We start from the raw sequence: 23,729 nt of genomic DNA, 5'->3' as shown, positions 1-23,729 counted from the left end.
CATGATTTAAGCGCTCACACTTATCGTCTGTTAGTAAAGAAGAACAGTTATATCGGTTGCGGCGGCGGCATAGTCTGCTGGCTGACTGCTGATTACTGATCCAAGCGGGTCTGTAGCTCAGCTGGTTAGAGCACCGTGTTGATAACGCGGGGGTCGTTGGTTCGAGCCCAACCAGACCCACCAAAGAGTTTCGGGGGTTTAGCTCAGCTGGGAGAGCACCTGCTTTGCAAGCAGGGGGTCGTCGGTTCGATCCCGTCAACCTCCACCAGAAACATCAAACCTAAGTCGCATGCATGAGCGTGTGGATTTAGGTTTGGTCTTTTAGTGATCAATAGCTGTTTTTGTTCTTTAACAATCTGGAAGAAGTAAAGAATTCGTCAACGACGAGCGCCAGGATTTCGATCCTTGTGCAAGAAGTTGATGGGTGTGATTGTATCAATCAAAGTATTACGAAGTGATCTTAGCAATTAGAAGACTTACTTTGGCAATACGGCAAACGCTAAACTCAAAAAACTCTATAACGATCTCTCGGAAGAGAGGCTAACGTTATAGGGACAAGTGAATAAGTGCACATGGTGGATGCCTTGGCGATTACAGGCGATGAAGGACGTAGTAGCTTGCGATAAGCTGCGGGGAGCTAGCAAACAAGCTTTGATCCGCAGATTTCCGAATGGGGAAACCCACCCGCAAGGGTATCACTGACTGAATACATAGGTCTGTGAAGCGAACGCGGCGAACTGAAACATCTAAGTAGCTGCAGGAAAAGAAATCAACCGAGATTCCCAAAGTAGTGGCGAGCGAAATGGGACCAGCCTGCAAGATTTAGCACCATTGATAGTAGAACGGAATGGAAAGTCCGGCCATAGAGGGTGATAGCCCCTTATACGAAATCAGTAGTGTGGAACTAGGCTTGCGACAAGTAGGGCGGGACACGTGAAATCCTGTCTGAACATGGGGGGACCATCCTCCAAGGCTAAATACTCGTAATCGACCGATAGTGAACCAGTACCGTGAGGGAAAGGCGAAAAGAACCCCGGAAGGGGAGTGAAATAGATCCTGAAACCGTGTGCATACAAACAGTAGGAGCGGACTTGTTCCGTGACTGCGTACCTTTTGTATAATGGGTCAGCGACTTACATTCAGTGGCAAGGTTAACCGAATAGGGAAGCCGTAGAGAAATCGAGTCCGAATAGGGCGTTCAGTCGCTGGGTGTAGACCCGAAACCAAGTGATCTACTCATGGCCAGGTTGAAGGTGCGGTAACACGCACTGGAGGACCGAACCCACTAATGTTGAAAAATTAGGGGATGAGCTGTGGGTAGGGGTGAAAGGCTAAACAAACTTGGAAATAGCTGGTTCTCTCCGAAAACTATTTAGGTAGTGCCTCAAGTATCACCATCGGGGGTAGAGCACTGTTATGGCTAGGGGGTCATCGCGACTTACCAACCCATTGCAAACTCCGAATACCGATGAGTGCGAGCTTGGGAGACAGACGTCGGGTGCTAACGTCCGGCGTCAAGAGGGAAACAACCCAGACCGCCAGCTAAGGTCCCAAAGATTGGCTAAGTGGAAAACGAAGTGGGAAGGCTAAAACAGTCAGGAGGTTGGCTTAGAAGCAGCCACCCTTTAAAGAAAGCGTAATAGCTCACTGATCGAGTCGTCCTGCGCGGAAGATGTAACGGGGCTAAGCCAGTCACCGAAGCTGCGGATATCAATTTATTGATATGGTAGGAGAGCGTTCTGTAAGCCTGCGAAGGTGTCTTGTAAAGGATGCTGGAGGTATCAGAAGTGCGAATGCTGACATGAGTAGCGATAATGGGGGTGAAAAGCCCCCACGCCGTAAGCCCAAGGTTTCCTGTTCAACGTTCATCGGAGCAGGGTGAGTCGGCCCCTAAGGCGAGGCAGAGATGCGTAGCTGATGGGAAGCAGGTTAATATTCCTGCACCGTCGTTAGATGCGATGGGGGGACGGATCGCGGAAGGTTGTCCGGGTGTTGGATGTCCCGGTTTCTGTATCAGAGAAGGCTGTTAGGCAAATCCGGCAGCGTAATTCAAGGGTATGGGACGAGCGAACTTGTTCGCGAAGCAATCGGAAGTGGTTCCAAGAAAAGCCTCTAAGCTTCAGTCTAACGAGACCGTACCGCAAACCGACACAGGTGGGCGAGATGAGTATTCTAAGGCGCTTGAGAGAACTCGGGAGAAGGAACTCGGCAAATTTGTACCGTAACTTCGGGATAAGGTACGCCCTAGTAGTTTGACTGGCCTGCGCCAGAAGGACAAAAGGGTTGCAATAAAAAGGTGGCTGCGACTGTTTAATAAAAACACAGCACTCTGCAAACACGAAAGTGGACGTATAGGGTGTGACGCCTGCCCGGTGCTGGAAGATTAAATGATGGGGTGCAAGCTCTTGATTGAAGTCCCAGTAAACGGCGGCCGTAACTATAACGGTCCTAAGGTAGCGAAATTCCTTGTCGGGTAAGTTCCGACCTGCACGAATGGCGTAACGATGGCCACACTGTCTCCTCCCGAGACTCAGCGAAGTTGAAATGTTTGTGATGATGCAATCTACCCGCGGCTAGACGGAAAGACCCCATGAACCTTTACTGTAGCTTTGCATTGGACTTTGAACCAATCTGTGTAGGATAGGTGGGAGGCTTTGAAGTAGGGACGCCAGTCTCTATGGAGCCATCCTTGAAATACCACCCTGGTTTGTTTGAGGTTCTAACCTTGGTCCGTTATCCGGATCGGGGACAGTGCATGGTAGGCAGTTTGACTGGGGCGGTCTCCTCCCAAAGTGTAACGGAGGAGTTCGAAGGTACGCTAGATACGGTCGGACATCGTGTTGATAGTGCAATGGCATAAGCGTGCTTAACTGCGAGACTGACAAGTCGAGCAGGTACGAAAGTAGGACATAGTGATCCGGTGGTTCTGTATGGAAGGGCCATCGCTCAACGGATAAAAGGTACTCTGGGGATAACAGGCTGATTCCTCCCAAGAGTTCATATCGACGGGGGAGTTTGGCACCTCGATGTCGGCTCATCACATCCTGGGGCTGTAGCCGGTCCCAAGGGTATGGCTGTTCGCCATTTAAAGTGGTACGTGAGCTGGGTTTAAAACGTCGTGAGACAGTTTGGTCCCTATCTGCCGTGGGCGTTGGAAGTTTGAAGGGGGCTGCTCCTAGTACGAGAGGACCGGAGTGGACGAACCTCTGGTGTATCGGTTGTCACGCCAGTGGCATTGCCGAGTAGCTAAGTTCGGAAGAGATAACCGCTGAAAGCATCTAAGCGGGAAACTCGCCTTGAGATGAGACTTCCCGGGGGTTTAACCCCCCTAAAGGGTCGTTCGAGACCAGGACGTTGATAGGTCAGGTGTGGAAGCGCAGTAATGCGTTAAGCTAACTGATACTAATTGCCCGTGCGGCTTGTCCCTATAACATTAGCTGTTATAGCTTTAGAGATTTATGTGTTTGCCCTGATCGGCACATCACACCCAAAGATAAAATTTACTTCTTCCCAGATTGCGTTGTTTGGCCATCCTAGCTCCAATTGGACCCAAGCAACACTACAAGTTATGCCTGATGACTATAGCAAGTTGGTACCACCCCTTCCCATCCCGAACAGGACCGTGAAACGACTTCGCGCCGATGATAGTGCTGCAACCAGTGTGAAAGTAGGTCATCGTCAGGCTATTAATTAAGCTCAAGCCCCATGCCATCAGGTGTGGGGCTTTTTGCTGTCCGTTTCCTTTGTCATATCTTCCCCTCTTCAATCCCTCCACGCCGTATTTGCGGCGTATTACCCGGGCGCAGAACAACTGCCGGTTCCGTTTTACCTCTTCCGCCTCACTGTTTTACCCGCATTGCGGGGGCAATCCGCGCCTCGCGGACTCACCGCCGCTTCATTCCAACTACGCTCCCAACACCGCTGATCGGCCGGGAAGATCAAGCGTCCACGGCCGTGGTTTGTATCAAGCACACCAGCGCCCCGCAGAAATAAACGAGGAACAGCGGCAGTCCTCTCACCCACTTCCTGATCTGACCCGCACGCACGCGTCGAGCGCGATCCCGACGCCAAACTTCCCCAACAACCCATTGCTCCAATCCGACAGACGCAAAAAACCGATCAATGACCGGTCCTTTTTGCATCCGAGATCGCGCAGCCGTTCGTTCCCGGCAATCAAATCCGATCCACAAACAAAAAGGGCCGCGTCGAAACGCGGCCCTTCGCTATCCTGTCCGGTGGCGCCGGGCATCCTGGAACGCCACGCCACCATCAGTTACATCAATCAACCAGCCGCCAACAAATAAGCGCCGACCGCAGCAATACCGATACCGCCGATACGCACAACTTTATCGGCCATCTGCTTGCCGGCAAACAGGCCGATGCCAAGCCCAGCCGCGTGCAACAAAGCCGTGGCAAGCACGAAACCGATGCCATACAGCGCAGCCGACGAACCGTGCGGTAATTCGCTGCCGTGTGCATAGCCGTGGAACACTGCGAACAAGGACACCACGACCGTGCTCGCCCACAAAGGCATGCGCACGGCGAAGGCGATCAACAAGCCAAGCACCGCGACGGAAGCGGCAATGCCGGTTTCAGCGGCGGGGATGCTCAAGCCGGAAAACGCCAACAGCGCGCCGACCACCATCATCAGCGGAAACGCCAGCGGCAAGACCCACATCGCCGAACGCTTGTTTTGCGCCGCCCACAAACCAACCGCCAGCATCGCCAGCAAATGATCCACGCCTGAAAACGGATGGCTGAAGCCGGCGCCGAAACTCATCGACGCAGACACCAGCGAATCGGGGTGGCCGGGATGGGCCAGCACGCTGGTGCTGGCCAGCGCTGCGATGGTCAATGCGCTTGCGCGCGCGACAGTCTTGCCGGGAATACGAAACATGTTTTTCTCCTTCAAATGAATCTTGCGAATGCGCTCATGCGCCTAACGAACCAGAATAGCAAGCAGTCTTAACTTTACTTCTTCTCATCCAGCAAGCCCTGCTTGCGAATGTATGCAATCACCGTCTCCACGCCGTCACCGCTGCGCAAATTGGTAAACACGAACGGCCGGTCGCCCCGCATGCGCTTGGCATCCTGGGCCATGATGTCCAGATTGGCGCCGACATACGGCGCCAGATCGGTCTTGTTGATGATCAGCAGATCCGAACGCGTGATGCCGGGGCCGCCTTTGCGCGGAATCTTCTCGCCGCCGGCGACGTCGATCACGTAAATGGTCAGGTCCGACAACTCGGGGCTGAACGTCGCCGCCAGATTGTCGCCGCCGGATTCTACCAGTATCAGGTCCAGATCCGGGAAATCCGCGCTCATGCGCGCAATCGCTTCCAGGTTGATCGAGGCGTCTTCACGGATCGCCGTATGCGGGCAACCGCCGGTCTCCACGCCCATCAGGCGTTCCGCGGGCAAGGCGTCGGCGCGCAGAAGGATCTCCATGTCCTCCTTGGTGTAAATATCGTTGGTGATGACGGCCATGTCGTAATGGTCGCGCATGCGCTTGCACAGCATTTCGCACAGCGCGGTCTTGCCGGAACCGACCGGGCCGCCGATGCCGACGCGCAATGGATTGGGGGAGGATGGATTGCTCATGTTTATCTCGATTAAAGACGGATTCTATAAAAATTCAAAATGACTCTGATGGACCGACAGGACATCAACACTAAGAACGGTACAAGCGGCTGTATTGCACTTCATGCTGCATCGACAGCAGCGACAAGCCCGGGGACCAGTTCGACAATTCATCGTCAGCCAGTTCCTGCGCGGTCTTCGCTGCAGCCTCGAGCTCCGGTTGCAGGGACAGCAGCAAACGTTGGCCGGCAACCTGGCCGAGTGGAACCGACTTGACGCAGACCAGTACCTGATTCTCCGCCCACGCGAACAACATGCCGAGCAGGGCAGCGTCGTGCGGGACGTTCAGCGCTACCGCAGCATAGGCCAACGCCGTCGGCAACGGGACTTCGCCTTGCGCCTGCAACAGATCAAGCAAAGGTTGGTCGCCGATCTTCAGGTCGACGGCCAGCTTGCTCAGTGAATATCCCATCTGTATGGTCTCGGCGCGGAACTCAGCCGTGTCGCGCGCGGCGATAAAGCGTTCGTTCCACAATGCCACCGCATCAGTATCGCGCGCGTCGAAGGCCTGCAGCAAACGCCACAAAATCGGCGCTTCAAACCTGGCGATTACTTCATGCAACGAATCGACGATCCACGCACGCGCACCGGCCTCGTTCTTCACGGTGCCGTTTTCAATCGCTGCCTCGAGTCCCTGCGAATAGCTGTACGCGCCGATCGGCAGCGACGGGCTGGTTAGCTGGAGCAGATGGAGCAGGGCTTGTGCTTGCATGGAAGTCTCTGCGAATCAGGATCAGGATTTGTCGCCGGGGCGATGAATCTTCTGACGCACGGGGATGGGAGCCAGCGGGTGATGATGGTCGTCGCCATGATGGTGATGACCGCCGCCGTAGGCACCCGACTCCGGCTCGAAAGCGGCTTCTTCTTCAAGCACCAGCGCGCCCAGGCCTTCCAGCATTTCTTTCAGCACCGGATCCTTGCGGATGCGCAGGAAGCCCTCGCCGACTTGCGCCTGCGTGTGACGATTGCCAAGGTGGAAAGCGCAACGCAGCAACTGATGCGGCGAACTCGCCTCTACACGATAGGTAGCCTCCCTGGCGGCATTGATCTTGACCACGCGACCGTCGTCGCCGCGCAGCAGGTCGCCATTGCGCAGCACGGTGCCGCGCAGGGTGAAGACCGCGACTTCTTCGCCCGAGGTCATGGTCGCGCGCAGGCGGCTCTTCTCGCGCTGGTCGTAAGGCAACAGCAATTCGCCGTCGATCTTTTCGGCGTGTTCGATCTTGGTGTTCAGGGTCAGCATAGTATTTTTTCAGAACAGGAAATAACGTTGCGCCAGCGGCAGCACCTTGGCCGGTTCGCACACCAGCAACTCGCCGTCGGCGCGCACTTCGTAGGTTTCGGAATCGACCTCCATCTTCGGCGTCGCGCCGTTATGGATCATGTCGCGCTTGCGCAGATTGCGCATGCCTTTCACCGGCACGACTGGCTTGTTCAGCTTGAGCATGTCGCCGATACCGGCATCGAACGCGGATTGCGAGACGAAGGTCATCGAGGTCTTCAAGCCGCCGCCGTAAGCGCCGAACATCATCCGATAATGCACTGGCTGCGGCGTCGGGATGGATGCATTCGGATCACCCATTTGTGCCGCCGCGATCATGCCGCTCTTGAGGATCATCGACGGCTTGACGCCGAAGAAGGCCGGCTTCCACAGCACGATGTCGGCGACCTTGCCGACTTCCAGCGAACCGACCACATGCGAAATGCCATGCGTGATCGCCGGGTTGATGGTGTACTTGGCGATATAGCGCTTGACGCGGAAATTGTCGTGGCGCGACGGATCTTGCGCCAGCGAGCCGCGCTGCGTCTTCATCTTGTGCGCGGTCTGCCAGGTGCGCATGATCACTTCGCCGACGCGGCCCATCGCTTGCGAGTCGGACGACATCATCGAGATCGCGCCGATGTCGTGCAGGATGTCTTCTGCAGCAATCGTTTCGCGACGGATGCGCGATTCGGCGAAGGCGATGTCTTCGGCAATGGCAGGATCCAGGTGATGGCAGACCATCAGCATGTCCAGATGTTCGTCCAGCGTATTGACTGTGTAGGGACGCGTCGGATTGGTCGACGACGGTAAGACATTACTTTGCCCTACGGCCGCGATGATGTCCGGTGCGTGACCGCCGCCCGCGCCTTCGGTATGGAAGGTGTGGATGGTGCGATCCTTGAAGGCCGCCAGCGTATGCTCAAGGAAGCCGCCTTCGTTGAGGGTATCGCTGTGGATCGCGACCTGCACATCGAGGCGATCCGCGACGGACAAGCAGTTTTCGATTGCAGCAGGCGTCGAGCCCCAGTCTTCATGCAGTTTCAGGCCGATGGCGCCGGCGTGGACCTGTTCTTCCAATGGTGTCGGCAGACTGACGTTGCCCTTGCCGAGGAAGCCCAGATTCATCGGGAATGCATCCGCCGCCGACAGCATCGAGTGGATATGCCACGGACCCGGCGTACAAGTTGTCGCCGCGGTGCCGACTGCAGGCCCGGTGCCGCCGCCGATCATGGTGGTGACGCCGCTCATCAGCGCTTCTTCGATCTGCTGCGGGCAGATGAAGTGGATGTGGGTATCGACGCCGCCTGCGGTGACGATCATGCCTTCACCGGCGATGATTTCGGTAGCGCCGCCGATGGCCATGGTGACGTCGGGCTGGATATCCGGATTGCCGGCCTTGCCGATGGCTGCAATCTTGCCGCCCTTCAAGCCGATGTCGGCCTTGACGATACCCCAATGGTCGACGATCACAGCATTGGTGATGACGGTGTCCATGACGTCTTTATAGTTGCGCTGCGACTGGCCCATGCCGTCGCGGATCACCTTGCCGCCGCCGAACTTGACCTCTTCGCCGTAGGTCGTGAAATCCTTCTCGACCTCGATGAACAACTCGGTATCGGCCAGACGCAAACGGTCGCCGACGGTGGGGCCGAACATCTCGGCATAAGCCTGACGCGAAATCTTGGCCATTATTTATTTCCCTTCTTGTCGAGTTCGCCCATCACTTTGGCGTTGAAACCGTAGACCTTGCGGTCGCCGGCCAACGCCACCAGTTCCACCGTGCGTTCCTGGCCCGGCTCGAAGCGGACCGCGGTGCCGGCGGCGATGTTCAGGCGCATGCCGTAACCGATCTGACGGTCGAATTTCAGCGCCGGATTGGTTTCGAAAAAGTGAAAGTGCGATCCGACCTGGATCGGACGGTCGCCGCTGTTGGCGACGGTGACGCTCGCGGTGCGGCGGCCGACGTTGAGTTCGATGTCGCCCGGCTCAACCAGCATTTCTCCTGGAATCATCTCAGCGCTCCTCAAGGAATCGGGTGGTGAACCGTGACGAGCTTGCTGCCGTCCGGGAAAGTCGCTTCGACTTGGATGTCAGGGATCATCTCCGCCACGCCATCCATGACGTCGGCGCGCGACAAGATCTTGGTACCCTCCGACATCAGCTCGGCGACGGTGCGGCCGTCGCGCGCGCCTTCCATGATGGCGGCCGTGATCAGCGCCACCGCTTCCGGATAATTCAGTTTGAGGCCGCGCGCCTTGCGCCGTTCAGCCACCAGGGCCGCCGTAAAAATCAGCAGCTTGTCTTTTTCCCGCGGGGTCAGTTCCATGCGTTCTCCTTGATTCTTTCTGTCGCTTGCTTATGTATTCCAGATGCGCGGCACGATCGCCTCACGCTGCATCAATTCCGGACGAATGCGCTGCCATGCATGCGTCAGCCATTGCCGCGCAACCTGGCTGGAATTGCCCAGATAACGCAGCACCAATACCTGTTTCATTTGCGTCGCGCCGCTGCGGCCGTCATGGGCCAGCGCGCTGGTTTGTTCGCGCAGTTCGCCGAGGAAAGCGGCGTTGAGCGGCAAGCCGACCGCTATCAAGGTAGCGCTGACCGAATAGCCGGCCAAAGCCAGCGGGCTCGTCATCGACGACGTGCCTGCGCGCAAGGCGCCTTGCTCGAACCACACCAGTTTGCCGTCACGCCGGATGCTGGTGCGCTGGCTGACGCGACCGTCAGTGAACGATTCACCCGACGCGGTGCGGCCGAAGCAGAGGATCTCGCCGCCGATATAGGTCGCGTCGGCAGCCAGCTCGACCTGGTGTTCCATGCGCACATCGGCATCGTTGAAGAAGATGGTCTCCTGCGGCAGCCACTCCATTGCGGCTCCGGCCGTTGCAGTCAGTGCAACTTGCTGCTGCGAGACGAAGTCGTTGGCGCGATACCATTTCCCCGCTCCGGGCGTAGTCAGCAACGCGTGGGCCTTGTCGCCGACATGCGCAGTGATGTTCAGCACGTCGCCACCGAGGATGCCGCCCGGCGGATGCACGATGACGGCGTGGCAGACGGCGGGGTGTTCCGGATACAGCGGCTTCTGCACGCGCAACGGGCCGAAGTGGCTACGCTCGATCATGCGCGTGGTGCCGGCATCGTCGGCGAAGCCCAGCGTCAGCCGCGCCTGCTGATGGCGTGACGCAGGTGCGGCGACGGCGGCGGTCTGGCCTGATTCCGTGACGGCAGCGGCAGGATCGATGATGCGTTTCATGCAATGTTCTGATTGTGCGGATTATGCGGATTGTGCGACGTGAGGATGCTGCGGCGTGGACGTTCGTTTATAGCAGACCTGTAAGCAAAACGCACGCCGCGAACGTCGGCCGGACTTGATAATCCGGCAATACAGCGCGGCTTATGCGGCCATGCACTTGCCCTGTTACACCGCCAGGTGCTTCTTCACATTTTCGTTATCCATCTCCGCCTGCACGCCCGACGCCACCACTTCGCCGCGCGACATCACGACAAAGGTGTCGGCCAGTTCACGCGCAAAATCGAAGTACTGCTCGCACAGCAAGATACCGATGTCGCCGCGCTGGCGCAGCAGGCTGATGACGCGGCCGATGTCCTTGATGATCGACGGCTGGATACCTTCGGTCGGTTCATCGAGGATGATCAGTTTCGGTTCGGCCAACAGCGCACGGGCGATCGCCAGTTGCTGTTGCTGCCCACCCGACAGATCGCCGCCGCGACGGTGCAGCATTTCCTTCAGCACCGGGAACAGTTCATAGACTTCGCCCTTGATCGTCGACGCCTTGCGGCCGGATTGGGTGGCCATGCCCATCAGCAGGTTTTCTTCCACGGTCAGGCGTGCAAAGATCTCACGACCTTGCGGCACATACGCAATCCCCAGTCCTGCACGTTGGTGCGGCTTGAGCTTGGTGATGTCGCGGCCTTCCAGCGTGACGTTGCCGGCCGCGACCGGCAGCACGCCCATCAGGCATTTCAGCAGCGTCGTCTTGCCGACGCCGTTGCGGCCGAGCAGCGACAGGCACTTGCCTTTTTCGACGTTGATCGACACGCCGCGCAAGGTGTGCGCGGCGCCGTAGTATTGATTCAGTTGATTGACTTGCAGCATATTTTTTCGTCTCCGCTTATCGGCCCAGATACACTTCAATCACGCGATCGTCCGATTGCACCTGCTGCATCGTGCCTTCCGCCAGCACCGCGCCTTCGTGCAGCACGGTCACCTTGCCGCCTTGCGAAATCTCTTCAACGAAACCCATGTCGTGCTCCACCACCATGATCGAATGCTTGCCGCGCAGCTCGTTGAGCAGCTCGGCGGTGCGCACGGTTTCGGCGTCGGACATGCCGGCCACCGGTTCGTCCAGCAGCAGCAATTGCGGTTCCTGCATCAGCAGCATGCCGATCTCCAGCCACTGCTTCTGGCCATGCGAGAGCAGGCCGGCGACGCGGTTTTCCTGGCCGTTCAAGCGGATCAGCTTGAGGATCTCTTCGATCTTGCCGATCTGTTCCGAGTTCAGGCGCGCGAACAAGGTCGTCTTCACGCGCTTGTCCATCTTCATCGCCATTTCCAGATTCTCAAAAACCGAATGCTGCTCGAACACTGTCGGTCGCTGGAACTTGCGGCCGATGCCGGCATGGGCGATTTCGTATTCGGTCATCTTGGTCAGGTCGATGCTCTGGCCGAAGAAAGCCGTGCCCGCCGTGGGTCGCGTCTTGCCGGTGATGACGTCCATCATGGTGGTCTTGCCGGCGCCGTTGGGACCGATGATGCAACGCAGTTCACCGACCGAGATGTCGAGGTTCAGGTTGTTGATCGCCTTGAAGCCGTCGAACGAGACAGTGATGTTTTCCAGATAAAGAATGGCGCCGTGCGTGGTGTCGACGCCCTCCGGTTTGATGCGCGCATACGAGGTGCCGTGGTCGGCGTGCTCGTTGTTGTCGACGCTGTCTTGCGGCGCTGCGCGGTTATACATTTCGCTCATGCGGCCTCCTTGATGCGGTCTTGCGGATCTTGCTTCTTGAGTTTCTTGATCAGCCCCAGGATACCTTGCGGCAGGAACAGCGTCACCAGGATGAAGATCAGACCCAGCGCATACAGCCACAAATCCGGGAAGGCGGCAGTGAACCAGCTCTTCAGGCCATTGACGGTGAACGCGCCGATGATGGGGCCGAGCAGCGAACCACGTCCGCCGACGGCGGCCCAGATCACCATTTCAATCGAGTTGGCCGGCGACATTTCCGACGGATTGATGATGCCGACCTGCGGCACATAAAGAGCGCCGGCAATGCCGCACAGCACCGCCGACAAGGTCCACACGAACAGCTTGAACCACAGCGGGTTGTAGCCGATGAACATCAGCCGCGATTCGGAGTCGCGTACGCCCTGCAGCACGCGGCCCAGTTTCGAGGTCACGATGGCGCGGCACAGCAGCAGCGAACCGAGCAGGAAGGCCAGCGTCACCAGATACAGCACCGCCTTGGTCGACGGCGCCGTGATGGTGTAGCCGAGGATGCGCTTGAAGTCGGTGAAGCCGTTGTTGCCGCCGAAGCCGGTGTCGTTGCGGAAGAACAGCAGCATGAAGGCGAAGGTCATCGCTTGCGTGATGATCGAGAAGTACACGCCCTTGATGCGCGAACGGAAGGCGAAGTAACCGAACACGAAGGCCAGCACGCCTGGCACCAGCACCACCAGCAGCATGGCGAACCAGAAGTGCTCGGTCATCCACCAGTACCACGGATAGGCCTTCCAGTTGAGGAACACCATGAAGTCCGGCAGGTCGCTCTGATACACGCCGTCGTGGCCGATGGCGCGCATCAGGTACATGCCGTGCGCATAGCCGCCCAGTGCGAAGAACACGCCGTGGCCGAGCGACAGGATGCCGGTGTAACCCCACACCAGATCCAGCGCCAGCGCCGCCATCGCGTAGCACATGAACTTGCCGATCAGCGCGATGGTGTAGCTGGAGATGGACAGCGGATGGCCGGCCGGCAAGATCAGATTGAGGATCGGCAACAGCCCGAGGATCACGGTGAAGACCACGATCGCTATCCAGGCCGGACGCGAAAACAGCGAAGGTTTCAATGGGAGATTGAGGGTACTCATTCCACGCTCCTGCCTTTCAGTGCAAACAGGCCTTGCGGGCGCTTTTGGATAAACACGATGATGAATACGAGGATGGCGATCTTGGCCAGCACGGCGCCGGCGACCGGTTCCAGGAACTTGTTCACTTCGCCCAGGCCGAACGCGGCGATCACGGTGCCCGCCAGTTGGCCGACGCCGCCCAGCACCACCACCATGAAGGAGTCGACGATGTAGCCCTGGCCGAGGTCGGGGCCGACGTTGCCGAGCTGCGACAGCGCGACGCCGCCGAGACCGGCGATGCCGCAGCCGAGGCCGAAGGTCATCATGTCGATCTTGCCGGTCGAGACGCCGACGCAATCGGCCATGCGGCGGTTTTGCGTGACGGCGCGCACGAACAGGCCGAGGCGCGTCTTGTTCAGGATCAGCCACACCGCGAACACCACGAACAGCGCGAAGAAGATGATCACGATACGGTTGTACGACAGCACCAGCGAACCCAGCACCGTGATGCCGCCCGACATCCAGCTCGGGTTGGCGACCTCGACGTTCTGCGCGCCGAAGATGGAGCGCACGGCCTGCATCAGCATCAGGCTGATACCCCAGGTGCACAGCAAGGTTTCCAGCGGACGGCCGTAGAGCCAGCGGATCACAAGACGTTCCAGTGCAATCCCCACCGCAGCGGCGACGATGAAGGCGGCCGGCAACGCGACCACGATGTAGGCGTCGATTGCGCCGGGGAAGAATTTGCGGAACACCAGCTGGCAGACATAAGTCGTGTACGCCCCGATCATCAGCAGTTCGCCGTGCGCCATGTTGATGATGCCCATCAGGCCGAAGGTGATCGCCAGCCCGAGCGCGGCCAGCAACAACACGCTGCCCAGTGAGACGCCGTAGAACAGTTTGCCGACGAACTCGGTGATGGTCAGATGGCGATCCAGTGCCGACACGGTGCGCACGGCTTCAATGCGCACGCCTTCATCGGGTTCGACGTAGCTGCCGTCGGGATTCTTGGCCAGCATTTGTTCCAGCACCGGTTTCAGGCTGGCGTTGGTGGTCTCTGCGAGGGCCTTGACGGCGGCCTTGCGCGTGGCTGCATCGGGTGCATGCAGGTTGGCGGTGGCGACGACCTGCTTCAGCACTTCCTGGATTTGCGGATCTTTTTCCGCCGCCAGCGCTTTGCTGATCAATGGGGTTTGTGCGGCGTCGGCGGTCTTCAGCAATTCGGTCGCGGCGGTCAGGCGCGCGGCGCGGTCCGGCGAAAACAGTTTGAGTCCCGATAGCGCGCCTTCGACCACGCCGCGCAGGCGGTTGTTGACGGTAATGCCTTCGGCGTCGTCAGGCGCCGGGCCAGTCTTGTCGGTGGCAGGATTGAAGGCGTCGCTGTCTTCAATGATCAGCACGTCGCCGGCAGGCGTGGCGTACAGCGCATCGCTGTTGATGGCGTTGAGGATCTTTTGCGCGTCGGCATTGGCCAGCGCAGCAATCTGCGTGACGGCGGCGATGCGCGCGTCAGGGTCGTCGCCGGCCAGCGGCTTGAGCAGCGCCGGATCGATCGCGGCATGCGCGCTGATCGCCTGGGTGCACAGCCAGCCTGTCAGCAAGGCGGACGCAATTATCTTGGGGAGAAGTCTCATGGTTCTTTTCGGTGGCAAGGCAAGACGGAAAGAAAGTCGGTCTCACGACGCTTATCTGAGATTCATGCATGCATTCCAATGAGGGATGCGGCATGGATTGCACCGGGCGGGATGTCGGACGCCCGGTGCAAGGTCTTGCAAACCGCTGCATGGAACATGCGGCGGGAACTGCTCAACTAACCAAACTTGGCAAGCGCCTGCATTACATCTTTTGCTTGCTCTCGTTGCCCGGAATGTACGGGCTCCATGGTTGCGCACGGATGGTGGTCTTGGTCTTGTTGACCACGTTGAACTGACCGTCGGCCTTGATTTCGCCGATCATCACTGGTTTGTGCAGGTGATGGTTGGTCTTGTCCATTTCCAGCGTGTAGCCGGACGGCGCCTTGAAGGTCTGGCCGCCCATCGCTGCGATCACCTTGTCGGTGTCGGTGGTCTTGGCTTTTTCAACCGCTTGCTTCCACATGTAGATACCGACGTAAGTCGCTTCCATCGGATCGTTGGTCACGACGGTGTCGGCGTTCGGCAGACCCTTGGCCTTGGCGTAGGCTTTCCACTTCTTGATGAAGGCGGTGTTGACCGGGTTCTTCACGGATTCGAAGTAGTTCCAGGCAGCCAGGTGGCCGACCAGCGGTTTTGCGTCGACGCCGCGCAGTTCTTCTTCACCCACCGAGAACGCCACGACAGGCACGTCGGTCGCCTTCAGGCCGGCATTGCCGAGTTCCTTGTAGAACGGCACGTTGGAGTCGCCGTTGATGGTCGAGATCACTGCAGTCTTGCCGCCGGCTGCGAACTTCTTGATGTTGGCGACGATGGTCTGGTAATCGGAGTGACCGAACGGCGTGTAGACTTCGTCGATGTCGGAATCCTTCACGCCCTTGCTGTGCAGGAAGGCGCGCAGAATCTTGTTGGTGGTGCGTGGATACACGTAGTCGGTGCCCAGCAGGACGAAACGCTTGGCGCCGCCGCCTTCTTTCGACATCAGGTATTCGGTGGCAGGAATGGCTTGCTGGTTAGGCGCTGCGCCGGTGTAGAAGACATTCTTTTCCAACTCTTCGCCTTCGTACTGGACCGGGTAGAACAGCAGGCTGTTCAATTCTTTGAAAACCGGCAGCACCGATTTGCGCGAGACCGAAGTCCAGCAGCCGAACACAACGGAAACCTTGTCTTGCGAAATCAGCTGGCGCGCTTTTTCAGCGAACAGAGGCCAGTTGGATGCAGGGTCAACGATCACGGGCTCAAGTTTCTTGCCATTGACGCCGCCATTGGCGTTGATTTCATCAATCGTCATCAGCGCCACATCTTTGAGCGATGTTTCGGAGATGGCCATGGTGCCTGACAACGAATGCAGGATGCCGACTTTGATGGTGTCCGCAGCGAATGCGGCAGGGAGCCAGGAAGAAGCTGCAAGTGCGAACGCGCCGAGTGCTGTTGCTTTTAGGATAGTACGACGTGACATGAAGTGCTCCTACAGTTAGAAGAATCAATGAGAGTTTGTTGACTGCCTTCCTGCTTTAGCAGAATGCGTGCCAATGACAGTGGAACTCACTTCGTCAATAGGCGTGAGATGCGTTCTTCCCAGAGAGGGCGCTGGCAAGGCGCGCGACGCGTCGCGTAGCGGTGCTACGCGCAAGGAGTGCAACGCGGCCAGCGCCCTCTCTGGGAAGAACCGAAGGGAGCGGCCTGTTTGGGCGATCTGCTGCGTTGCGAATCGAGGTCAAGACGCCCAGTCTTGACCTCGATTCGCGCCTTGCATCTCATCCCAAACAGGACAAGCTCGCACTCACGCCTATTGACGAAGTGAGTTCCGATCAATCTCTTGTGATTTTTCCGGCTTTGCAGAAGCCCTCGCGCACTATCGCACCATTTTAGTGATGCTAAAAATGGTGGCGGTGCGGTAAACGAAGAATCGCCCCAGAACGGAGCAAATTGCAGGGTTTGTGTTTGTTTTTAGCGCAAAAACACGTAGTGCATCAGTTGGCGGATAGGATATTGCACCCAGGTTTGCACCTTGGGAGGCAGCTCCAGCGGGCGCATGAGCATCTTCAAGGCCATGTCCGGCGTCAAATTGGTGCGCACGGTGGCATTCATGCGCGCGCTCAGTTCTCTTAAATAAGCGACGTCGCCGGCGCGTGCCGGATCGCGGAATTTGAGCGCATGGCGAATGGCGCAGTCGGCGTCTTCGTTGCGCATTTCCAGCGTGCGGCGACTCAGTGTGCCGAGCACGCGCGAGCGGCCGATGCCTTCGCGCCGGCGGTACTGGCGGAAGTATTGATAGAAATGCTTGTAGTGATTGACCTCATCGTTGGAGATGCGCGCCGCCAGCTCCTGCAGCACCGGCTCCTGCACGCTGCGCGACAATGCGCGGTAATAGGTCGCAGTGCCGGTCTCGACCACGCAGCGCGCGGCCATCTCCAGCGCCTTGGTCGGCTCCAGCAGCTCGACCTTGCAGTAGTCCGCGTACTCGGCGAGGAAGCTGTCGTAGGCTTGTTGCCAGTCGAATTCGGGCCAGACGTGCTCGACGTAAGCGCGCAAGGCCGCCCCGTGTTGCAACTCTTCCACTTCCCATTGTTCGCGCAGCCAGGCCGCGACTTTTTCATTGTCATGGAAGAAGTCGACCAGGTTGTGGGTATACAGATCGGAGCCGCTTTCGACGAACGAGGCGCAGGTCACCAGATAGAAAGTGTTTTCATCGTGACGCACGCGTTGCAGATCGATGCGCGAGAAATCCAGATCGGCGATGCGCCAGCGCGGTTGGTGCGCTTGTTGTTGGGCTGGTTGTGCTTGATGCGATTCCAGGTTTGCCACATGACCTCCTCGACACAGTGCGATAGAGATATGACGGGACCTTCAAAACTTGGTTCGCTGCCTCATGTTGGCGATTTGTAACAATGAACAATGCGCCGCGTTCAGCAGCGATGTTGTCCGTATGTCAAGCAGGGCATCGCCAGCGGCCCGCCGTGGCGGGCTTGCCTTGGCCGGGCGCCTACAGGCAACCGAGCCGCGACAGCTCGCGGCGCAAGCGCTCGTGCAGCGCCGGCGAGCTGGACAGCATCGGCGCGCGCAATTCGTCGCGCAGCATGCCCATCATCGCCAACGCCGTCTTGATCATGGCGGGATTCGGCTCGGCGAACAGCAGACGGATCAGCGGCAGCAATTCATAGAATTGCTCGCGTGCTTCGGCCAGGCGTTGCGCGCGCACCAGCTGCGCCACGCGCACGAACAAGTCGGGACGGATGTGCGCCGCTGCCGTGATTGCGCCACTGCCGCCGAGACATAGCGTGGTGAAAATCTGTTCGTCTTCTCCCGTCAGAATTTGCAAACCGCCATGCGCGATCAGGTCCATGGTGGCCGCCGCGCTGCCGCCGCAATCCTTGACGGCGGCGATGCGCTCATGGTCGGCGAGCGCGAGAATGGTGGCGGCGTCGATGTTGATACCGCTGCGGTACGGGATGTTGTAGACGATCACCGGCACCTCGGCAGCATCGGCCATCGCCAGGAAAAACGCACGCAAGCCTTCCTGCGAGGGGCGGACGTAATACGGCGCCGGAACCAGCAATCCCGCGATCGGGCGCTGCTGGATTTGTTGCATCTTTTCAAGCATCGCAACCGGACGATTACCGGCCAGTCCCATCGCCACCGGACAGCCCGGCACCGCATCGAGGACGGCGTCGAGCACTGTCAGTTGTTCACCGTCGTCGAGTGCGGCCGCCTCAGCGGTCGAACCGCAGGCGACCAGGCCGGACACGCCGGCGTCGAACATGCTGCGCGCCAGCGCCTGCAAAGCGGGGAAATCGATCTTGCCGTCGTGGAAGGGCGTGACCAGGGGAATCCAGATACCGTCGAAAGAACGCATTGCTGCTCTCCATGAAAATGTACTGCGTTACAGACCGTTGAATGTCTGTCGGCAGGTGCAAGGAGAACTAGCGAGGGGAACGTGTCCGGTCTGCGTTGGCCATCCTGTCAGCCCACCTGACAGGACAGCGCGCCCCGGTCAGATGAGCGACTGTTTCTTTTGTTTACCGGCTGCGGCTGCGCGCGCATGCGTCTGCGCAGCCAGGACATACAGGCTGAGCGACAACAGGCAGGACAGGGCGGCGATGAACATGAAGGATGAATGCAAATAATAAAACGATGAGTTGATTCTAGCAGCATTCCGGAAAATGGTTTCAGGCGCGCTCTCATTCCTCAAGGAAGCTGGTGCGGAGGTCGCGTAGCCATTGCCCGCGCCCATGCGGCGATGATAGCTGAAACATGTCGGCCCTGAATGCAACAAAGCCCGCCGTAGCGAGCTTTGTTATTCCGCAGAAACTGCGGTGCCGGGAATTTTTCCATCAACGACCCATGCTATCTGCATGGTGCCGTCAGTTTGTGAATCCCGGACTTGGATGTCGCGAAGACCTTGGTCTTCGCGTTACATCATGCGATTAGATCGCTTTGATATTGGTGGCTTTTTCGCCCTTAGGACCAGTGCCGCGCTCGAACGAGACGCGCTGGTTTTCGGCCAGGCTCTTGAAACCGTTCGATTGGATGTCCTGGAAATGCGCGAACAGATCGTCGCCGCCTTGATCAGGCGTGATGAAGCCGAAGCCCTTTGCATCGTTGAACCACTTGACCGTACCTGTTTGACTTGTAGACATGTTATTACTTCCTTGAAAAAAAATGAGGGACAACGCCCGAAGCGCACCCGAGACCAAGAAAGATGTAACCGAAGAGAGTCCGACAGAGGAGGCTCGCAAGCGAGCTCAAGAGAAGAGACCAACAATAACGACGACTTGATGTAAGTGCAAATTTAAATATACAGGTAAACCTGAAGATTACCTAAACATATCGAGATTTAATTCGCGATATGCCCGTATGCGTTCAGCGATAACCGTAGGTTGGCGCCGGCGTGCGCTGCTGCAACTGAACGATCGCGCGCTGCAGGCGTTCTTCAGTGCGCTTGGCGCGTGACGCATTTCCGGACGAGGTCAATTCCAGATCCGGAAAATACACGCGCACGGATTTCGCCGCCGTGATCAGGTCGAGCCGGTGCGCATGTTCATGCGTGAGGTCGGCGCCGATATCCCAGACGCATTCGACCAGCTCGACTTCCAGCGCAGCGGCCAACGCGACTGCCTTGGCGGAAATCGCCGCAGCGCCATTACTGCGCTCCAGAGGTGTCGCGGTAGGCATTGGAATCTCGTTACGGATCGAGATATCAGTAGCGACGACGTTGCTGTCCGCCGCCGACCGGTCCGCGCTTTTCCAGATGACGGAAAGTGATGCGGCCTTTGCTCAGGTCGTAGGGAGACAGTTCCAGTGTGACTTTGTCGCCGGCCAGGATGCGGATATGATTCTGGCGCATTTTGCCGGAGGTGTAGGCGATCAGTCGATGGCCGTTTTCCAGGTTCACGCGGAAGCGCGAATCGGGCAGGACTTCTTCGACGAGGCCGTTCATTTCAAGTAGTTCTTCTTTAGCCATGGTGGTTTCCAAATAAGGCGACCGGCAGGCGGCAGCTTGCAAGAAGCTGCAACAACATCCGCCGAAGATCGCAGAAAAAAGGGGCCGGTTACCGCTTGAGCGGACCAGTGCGGTTGTGCTTTCCGTCCCGGGAGCAGCACCGCGTGCACGTGCAGACATGCGGAGAAACTTGGCGCCGGATGCACAATGTCGCCGGCGGCAGGACTGCTACAGGACGGGCCGCGTGCCGGAAAACAAGTGAAACGAAAGGCTGGCGCGGCCGGAAAGAGTGGAGACTGGCACGCTTTGAAGATGATGTTGCAGGCCGGTCCGAAAAAGGGCGAAACCGCCCAACGAGCCTCTATTATACATTGTCTGCAGTGAACCCGGCCAATCCTTCCGGAAGCCGCGCCAGCGCCGGGCGATCGCCGATTTTGGTTGCTATTCGCGGGACTTACGCGCACTATAGGTCGATTATCCGATTAAAGGAAAAGCCATGTCGCAGTCTGTTACCGAAGTGAAATTGACCAACGCCGGCGTGATTTTTTCTGTATGCGTGGAGTTCGTCAATCGCGAGTGCTTCATCTCCAACGAAGCGCTGATCAAACTGGCCTCGCAAATGTTCAATGCGATCGGCCCGATGCGCACCTTCCGTGAACTGGAAGCCAACATTACCGGTGTCGCGCGCCGCCTGGTGCATGCCGGCGTGCAAGGCTCGCCGCTGCAACTGACACCGAATACTTTCCCGTAAAATCCCTCCCGGCCGGCTTTTTCATCCGCTTTTCGCCTGATCTCGTGTTTCTTGTCGTCGGGCATTGTTTGTCTCTCAGGCAACATCTCCACTTGTCACCGGTCAAGAAAGCGCCCATTTCGGCCGCCGGCACACGCGCGGCTGCAACTTAACATCGCTGAGCGCGTCACAAGCGGGTAAACTGCATCCCATGCGGCCGCGCCCTGCGGTCCCAAAAAAGAACCAGTGAGTCCTCATGTCCGAAGCCCCCCTTCCCTTGTTTTCCGACCTCAATCTCAGTGAACCGCTGTTGCGCGTCCTGAAAGAGCTCGGTTACGAATCGCCGTCGCCGATCCAGGCCGCGACCATCCCTATCCTGCTCAGCAACCGCGATGTCCTGGGCCAAGCCCAGACCGGCACCGGCAAGACCGCCGCATTTGCGCTGCCGATCCTGTCGCGCATCGATATCCGCCAGACCGTGCCGCAAGCGCTGGTGCTGGCGCCGACGCGCGAACTGGCGATCCAGGTGGCTGAAGCCTTCCAGCGCTACGCCACGCACATCCCCGGTTTCCACGTCTTGCCGATTTACGGCGGCCAGAGCTACGGCCCGCAGCTGAGCGCCTTGCGACGCGGCGTACACGTCGTGGTCGGCACGCCCGGGCGCGTGATCGACCATCTGGACAAGGGCTCGCTCGACCTGTCGCAACTGAAGACCATGGTGCTCGACGAAGCCGATGAAATGCTGCGCATGGGTTTCATCGACGACGTCGAATCGATCCTGCAAAAGACCCCGGCCACGCGCCAGACCACGCTGTTCTCGGCCACCATGCCGTCCGCGATCAAGCGCATCGCCCAGACTTACCTGCGCGATCCGGCCGAAGTCACCATCGCCGCCAAAACCGGCACCGCCGAAAACATCCGTCAGCGCTACTGGCTGGTCAGCGGCATGCACAAGCTCGACGCGTTGACGCGCATCCTGGAAGTCGAACCGTTCGACGGCCTGATCATTTTCTCGCGCACCAAGCTCGGCACCGAAGAACTCGCGGGCAAGCTGAAGGCGAGAGGGTTTGCCGCCGCCGCCATCAACGGCGACATCCAGCAGCAGCAGCGCGAACGCACCATCCAGCAACTGAAGGACGGCCAGATCGACATCCTGATCGCCACCGACGTCGCTGCACGCGGACTCGACGTCGAGCGCATCAGCCACGTCATCAACTACGACGTGCCTTACGACCCGGAAAGCTACACCCACCGCATCGGCCGCACCGGCCGCGCCGGCCGTAGCGGCGAAGCGATCCTGTTCATCACTCCGCGCGAAAAGAACCTGCTCAAGAGCATCGAGCGTTCGACCCGCCAACCGATCACGCAAATGAACCTGCCAAGCGTGCAGGCCGTCAACGACGTGCGCGTGGCGCGCTTCAAGGAACTGATCGGCGAAACGCTGGCCGCCGGCGAACTCGACGTCTTCCGCTCGCTGATCGAAGACTACGAGCGCGAAGAAAACGTCACCGCCGTCGACATCGCCGCCGCACTGGCCAAGATGGCCCGCGGCGACGTGCCGCTGCTGCTCGACAAGAACCAGCGCGAGCCGGAGTTCGTGCGCAGCGACGACCGCGCACCGCGCGAGCGCCCTGATCGTTCACCGCGGGCAGAACGAGGCGACCGTCCCGAGCGCGGTGATCGCAATGATCGCAATGATCGTGGCGAGCGTCCAAGCTACGCCTCCAAGGAGCGCATCGTCCGCGCCGCCGATCCCGGCATGCAAACCTTCCGCATCGAAGTCGGCCATCAGCACGGCGTCAAACCGGGCAACATCGTCGGCGCCATCGCCAACGAAGCCGGCATGGATTCCAAGCACATCGGCCGCATCGAAATCTATGATGACTACAGCGTCCTCGATCTGCCGGACGACATGCCGCCGGACCTGATCGATCATCTGAAATCGGTGCGCGTGGCCGGCCAGCAATTGCAGATCAGCCGCGACGGCGGCGTCGCAGGCGCTGCACCGCGTGCGGAACGAAGCGAGCGCAAGGAACGTCCGGAACGTACCGAGCGCACTGAGCGTACTGAGCGTACTGAGCACGTTGAACGCGCGCGTCCGACCAAGGCAGATTTCGCCGCGCACACGACACAGACTTATCGCATCGAAGTCGGTCATGAACACGGCGTCAAGCCCGGCAACATCGTCGGCGCCATCGCCAACGAAGCCGGCATGGACGCCAAGCACATCGGCCGCATCGAAATCTTTGACGACCACAGCGTGCTCGACCTGCCGGGCGACATGCCTGACGACTTGCTGCAGCATCTGAAGAAAGTCTGGGTCGCCGGCCAGCAACTCAAGATCAGCGTCACCGACGAACGTCCGCCGATGCTGCGCGCCGAACGCGGCCCGCGTGCGGATCGTCCCGAGCGCAGCGACCGTGGCGACCGCCATGAACGTGCCGAGTCCGCTCCGGCTTCTGCACCCGTGGAAGAACCGCGCAAGACCAAGGGCAAGGAAAAAGGCAAGCCCGAGTTCCAGATGCAGACCTTCCGCATCGAGATCGGTCGCGCCCACGCGGCGACGGCAGCGAGCATCGTCAACGCCATCGCCACCGAAGCCGGACTCGAGGCCAAGCACATTGGCCGTATCGACATCCACGATGATCACAGCACATTGGACCTGCCGGCCGGCATGCCCAAGCCGCTGCTGCATCAGTTGAAAGTGGTCGAGATCGCCGGGCGCAAGATGAACATCAGCATCATCGGCACCGGCACCGAGCATCACGACAAGACCCCGGCGAAGAACGCCACGCCGCCCAAGGTCAACAGCAGCGCGCGTGCCGGTCGTCCTGGCGACAAGCGTTCGGACAAGCGAGAAGGTCGTGGCCCGGATACACGTGTGTCAGGCCAGGCCAAGCCGCATCGCAAGGGCGGCAAGCCGGAGTAAG

General features: G+C 58.9%; 22 protein-coding genes, 2 tRNA genes and 2 rRNA genes. 6 read left to right on the top strand and 20 right to left on the bottom strand.

Annotation, left to right across the window (positions count from 1 at the left end; all coding sequences use genetic code 11):
• Window positions 1–106: 106 nt before the first annotated feature.
• The 4 genes from DXT88_RS20350 (at window position 107) to rrf (ending at window position 3,684) form a co-directional block, all read left to right on the top strand.
• Window positions 107–183: transfer RNA gene (locus tag DXT88_RS20350), tRNA-Ile, on the top strand.
• A gap of 9 nt (window positions 184–192) precedes the next feature.
• Window positions 193–268 (top strand) — tRNA-Ala (locus tag DXT88_RS20345).
• 284 nt (window positions 269–552) lie between these two features.
• A 23S ribosomal RNA gene (locus DXT88_RS20340) occupies window positions 553–3,427 on the top strand.
• A 144-nt stretch (window positions 3,428–3,571) separates the two neighbouring features.
• Window positions 3,572–3,684 (top strand): 5S ribosomal RNA (rrf, locus tag DXT88_RS20335).
• 331 nt (window positions 3,685–4,015) lie between these two features.
• On the opposite strand, the gene DXT88_RS20330 is transcribed toward rrf, so the two are convergent.
• From DXT88_RS20330 to infA, 20 genes are all read right to left on the bottom strand, one after another.
• The gene (locus DXT88_RS20330; RefSeq protein WP_265215788.1) at window positions 4,016–4,249 is read right to left on the bottom strand and encodes a hypothetical protein; all 234 of its coding nucleotides are present in this window, start codon (window positions 4,247–4,249) and stop codon (window positions 4,016–4,018) included.
• Between the two features lie 33 nt (window positions 4,250–4,282).
• A complete protein-coding gene (locus DXT88_RS20325; protein ID WP_016836512.1) occupies window positions 4,283–4,897 on the bottom strand; it encodes a HupE/UreJ family protein in 615 nt (204 codons plus the stop codon).
• Window positions 4,898–4,971: 74 nt separating this feature from the next.
• Window positions 4,972–5,601, bottom strand: coding sequence for an urease accessory protein UreG (gene ureG, locus DXT88_RS20320; RefSeq protein ID WP_029364006.1), 630 nt, complete (start codon window positions 5,599–5,601; stop codon window positions 4,972–4,974).
• 70 nt (window positions 5,602–5,671) lie between these two features.
• Entirely contained in the window at window positions 5,672–6,352 is a 681-nt protein-coding gene (locus tag DXT88_RS20315; protein WP_265215787.1) for an urease accessory protein UreF, read from the bottom strand.
• A gap of 21 nt (window positions 6,353–6,373) precedes the next feature.
• Window positions 6,374–6,883: an urease accessory protein UreE gene (gene ureE / locus DXT88_RS20310; protein ID WP_016836515.1), complete on the bottom strand. Its 510-nt coding sequence runs from the start codon at window positions 6,881–6,883 to the stop codon at window positions 6,374–6,376.
• A 9-nt stretch (window positions 6,884–6,892) separates the two neighbouring features.
• Window positions 6,893–8,593, bottom strand: coding sequence for an urease subunit alpha (gene ureC, locus DXT88_RS20305; protein WP_265215786.1), 1,701 nt, complete (start codon window positions 8,591–8,593; stop codon window positions 6,893–6,895).
• Window positions 8,593–8,916, bottom strand: a complete 324-nt coding sequence (locus DXT88_RS20300) for an urease subunit beta (protein ID WP_265215785.1) — start codon at window positions 8,914–8,916, stop codon at window positions 8,593–8,595. Before DXT88_RS20300 ends, ureC begins: the two co-directional genes overlap by 1 nt.
• 11 nt (window positions 8,917–8,927) lie before the next feature.
• Entirely contained in the window at window positions 8,928–9,230 is a 303-nt protein-coding gene (locus DXT88_RS20295) for an urease subunit gamma (protein WP_007881339.1), read from the bottom strand.
• Window positions 9,231–9,260: 30 nt separating this feature from the next.
• Window positions 9,261–10,160 (bottom strand): urease accessory protein UreD, encoded by a 900-nt coding sequence (locus tag DXT88_RS20290; RefSeq protein ID WP_265215784.1) that lies wholly within the window; start codon window positions 10,158–10,160, stop codon window positions 9,261–9,263.
• Window positions 10,161–10,325: 165 nt separating this feature from the next.
• Complete coding sequence (urtE, locus tag DXT88_RS20285; RefSeq protein ID WP_265215783.1) at window positions 10,326–11,024, bottom strand: urea ABC transporter ATP-binding subunit UrtE; 699 nt, start codon at window positions 11,022–11,024, stop codon at window positions 10,326–10,328.
• A 16-nt stretch (window positions 11,025–11,040) separates the two neighbouring features.
• Entirely contained in the window at window positions 11,041–11,895 is an 855-nt protein-coding gene (gene urtD / locus DXT88_RS20280) for an urea ABC transporter ATP-binding protein UrtD (protein WP_265215782.1), read from the bottom strand.
• Window positions 11,892–13,016, bottom strand: a complete 1,125-nt coding sequence (gene urtC, locus DXT88_RS20275) for an urea ABC transporter permease subunit UrtC (RefSeq protein WP_029364008.1) — start codon at window positions 13,014–13,016, stop codon at window positions 11,892–11,894. Before urtC ends, urtD begins: the two co-directional genes overlap by 4 nt.
• Window positions 13,013–14,629 carry an urea ABC transporter permease subunit UrtB gene (gene urtB / locus DXT88_RS20270; RefSeq protein WP_265215781.1) on the bottom strand — a complete coding sequence of 539 codons (1,617 nt, stop codon included), beginning with the start codon at window positions 14,627–14,629 and terminating at the stop codon, window positions 13,013–13,015. Before urtB ends, urtC begins: the two co-directional genes overlap by 4 nt.
• A gap of 202 nt (window positions 14,630–14,831) precedes the next feature.
• Complete coding sequence (gene urtA, locus DXT88_RS20265) at window positions 14,832–16,085, bottom strand: urea ABC transporter substrate-binding protein (RefSeq protein WP_265215780.1); 1,254 nt, start codon at window positions 16,083–16,085, stop codon at window positions 14,832–14,834.
• 491 nt (window positions 16,086–16,576) lie between these two features.
• On the bottom strand, window positions 16,577–17,425 hold the full coding sequence (locus tag DXT88_RS20260; protein ID WP_265215821.1) for a ferritin-like domain-containing protein: 849 nt from the start codon (window positions 17,423–17,425) through the stop codon (window positions 16,577–16,579).
• Between the two features lie 187 nt (window positions 17,426–17,612).
• Entirely contained in the window at window positions 17,613–18,482 is an 870-nt protein-coding gene (dapA, locus tag DXT88_RS20255; RefSeq protein WP_265215779.1) for a 4-hydroxy-tetrahydrodipicolinate synthase, read from the bottom strand.
• Between the two features lie 138 nt (window positions 18,483–18,620).
• Entirely contained in the window at window positions 18,621–18,860 is a 240-nt protein-coding gene (locus DXT88_RS20250; protein WP_265215778.1) for a hypothetical protein, read from the bottom strand.
• Window positions 18,861–19,053: 193 nt separating this feature from the next.
• Entirely contained in the window at window positions 19,054–19,266 is a 213-nt protein-coding gene (locus DXT88_RS20245; protein ID WP_016836527.1) for a cold-shock protein, read from the bottom strand.
• Between the two features lie 223 nt (window positions 19,267–19,489).
• On the bottom strand, window positions 19,490–19,801 hold the full coding sequence (locus tag DXT88_RS20240) for a hypothetical protein (protein WP_083831047.1): 312 nt from the start codon (window positions 19,799–19,801) through the stop codon (window positions 19,490–19,492).
• Between the two features lie 25 nt (window positions 19,802–19,826).
• Window positions 19,827–20,090, bottom strand: coding sequence for a translation initiation factor IF-1 (gene infA, locus DXT88_RS20235; RefSeq protein ID WP_007881321.1), 264 nt, complete (start codon window positions 20,088–20,090; stop codon window positions 19,827–19,829).
• Window positions 20,091–20,565: 475 nt separating this feature from the next.
• Here infA and DXT88_RS20230 point away from each other — a divergent pair, with 475 nt between their 5' ends.
• Window positions 20,566–20,820 carry a DUF1488 family protein gene (locus DXT88_RS20230; protein WP_016836530.1) on the top strand — a complete coding sequence of 85 codons (255 nt, stop codon included), beginning with the start codon at window positions 20,566–20,568 and terminating at the stop codon, window positions 20,818–20,820.
• A gap of 235 nt (window positions 20,821–21,055) precedes the next feature.
• Window positions 21,056–23,728, top strand: a complete 2,673-nt coding sequence (locus DXT88_RS20225; protein WP_265215777.1) for a DbpA RNA binding domain-containing protein — start codon at window positions 21,056–21,058, stop codon at window positions 23,726–23,728.
• Window position 23,729: the final 1 nt, after the last annotated feature.

The sequence above is a fragment of the Herbaspirillum lusitanum genome, from assembly GCF_026127345.1.
In the GTDB taxonomy this organism is placed as follows: Bacteria; Pseudomonadota; Gammaproteobacteria; order Burkholderiales; family Burkholderiaceae_D; genus Herbaspirillum; species Herbaspirillum lusitanum.
Note: the sequence above shows the minus strand (reverse complement) of the source record. Positions and strands in the feature narration are given on the sequence as shown.

Coding starts and splice junctions, on each gene's coding strand:
- DXT88_RS20330 (WP_265215788.1), bottom strand. CDS start 4,249: ATGCCCGGCGCCACCGGACAGGATAGCGAAGGGCCGCGTTTCGACGCG.
- DXT88_RS20325 (WP_016836512.1), bottom strand. CDS start 4,897: ATGTTTCGTATTCCCGGCAAGACTGTCGCGCGCGCAAGCGCATTGACC.
- ureG (WP_029364006.1), bottom strand. CDS start 5,601: ATGAGCAATCCATCCTCCCCCAATCCATTGCGCGTCGGCATCGGCGGC.
- DXT88_RS20315 (WP_265215787.1), bottom strand. CDS start 6,352: ATGCAAGCACAAGCCCTGCTCCATCTGCTCCAGCTAACCAGCCCGTCG.
- ureE (WP_016836515.1), bottom strand. CDS start 6,883: ATGCTGACCCTGAACACCAAGATCGAACACGCCGAAAAGATCGACGGC.
- ureC (WP_265215786.1), bottom strand. CDS start 8,593: ATGGCCAAGATTTCGCGTCAGGCTTATGCCGAGATGTTCGGCCCCACC.
- DXT88_RS20300 (WP_265215785.1), bottom strand. CDS start 8,916: ATGATTCCAGGAGAAATGCTGGTTGAGCCGGGCGACATCGAACTCAAC.
- DXT88_RS20295 (WP_007881339.1), bottom strand. CDS start 9,230: ATGGAACTGACCCCGCGGGAAAAAGACAAGCTGCTGATTTTTACGGCG.
- DXT88_RS20290 (WP_265215784.1), bottom strand. CDS start 10,160: ATGAAACGCATCATCGATCCTGCCGCTGCCGTCACGGAATCAGGCCAG.
- urtE (WP_265215783.1), bottom strand. CDS start 11,024: ATGCTGCAAGTCAATCAACTGAATCAATACTACGGCGCCGCGCACACC.
- urtD (WP_265215782.1), bottom strand. CDS start 11,895: ATGAGCGAAATGTATAACCGCGCAGCGCCGCAAGACAGCGTCGACAAC.
- urtC (WP_029364008.1), bottom strand. CDS start 13,016: ATGAGTACCCTCAATCTCCCATTGAAACCTTCGCTGTTTTCGCGTCCG.
- urtB (WP_265215781.1), bottom strand. CDS start 14,629: ATGAGACTTCTCCCCAAGATAATTGCGTCCGCCTTGCTGACAGGCTGG.
- urtA (WP_265215780.1), bottom strand. CDS start 16,085: ATGTCACGTCGTACTATCCTAAAAGCAACAGCACTCGGCGCGTTCGCA.
- dapA (WP_265215779.1), bottom strand. CDS start 18,482: ATGCGTTCTTTCGACGGTATCTGGATTCCCCTGGTCACGCCCTTCCAC.
- DXT88_RS20250 (WP_265215778.1), bottom strand. CDS start 18,860: ATGGGCGCGGGCAATGGCTACGCGACCTCCGCACCAGCTTCCTTGAGG.
- DXT88_RS20245 (WP_016836527.1), bottom strand. CDS start 19,266: ATGTCTACAAGTCAAACAGGTACGGTCAAGTGGTTCAACGATGCAAAG.
- DXT88_RS20240 (WP_083831047.1), bottom strand. CDS start 19,801: ATGCCTACCGCGACACCTCTGGAGCGCAGTAATGGCGCTGCGGCGATT.
- infA (WP_007881321.1), bottom strand. CDS start 20,090: ATGGCTAAAGAAGAACTACTTGAAATGAACGGCCTCGTCGAAGAAGTC.
- DXT88_RS20230 (WP_016836530.1), top strand. CDS start 20,566: ATGTCGCAGTCTGTTACCGAAGTGAAATTGACCAACGCCGGCGTGATT.
- DXT88_RS20225 (WP_265215777.1), top strand. CDS start 21,056: ATGTCCGAAGCCCCCCTTCCCTTGTTTTCCGACCTCAATCTCAGTGAA.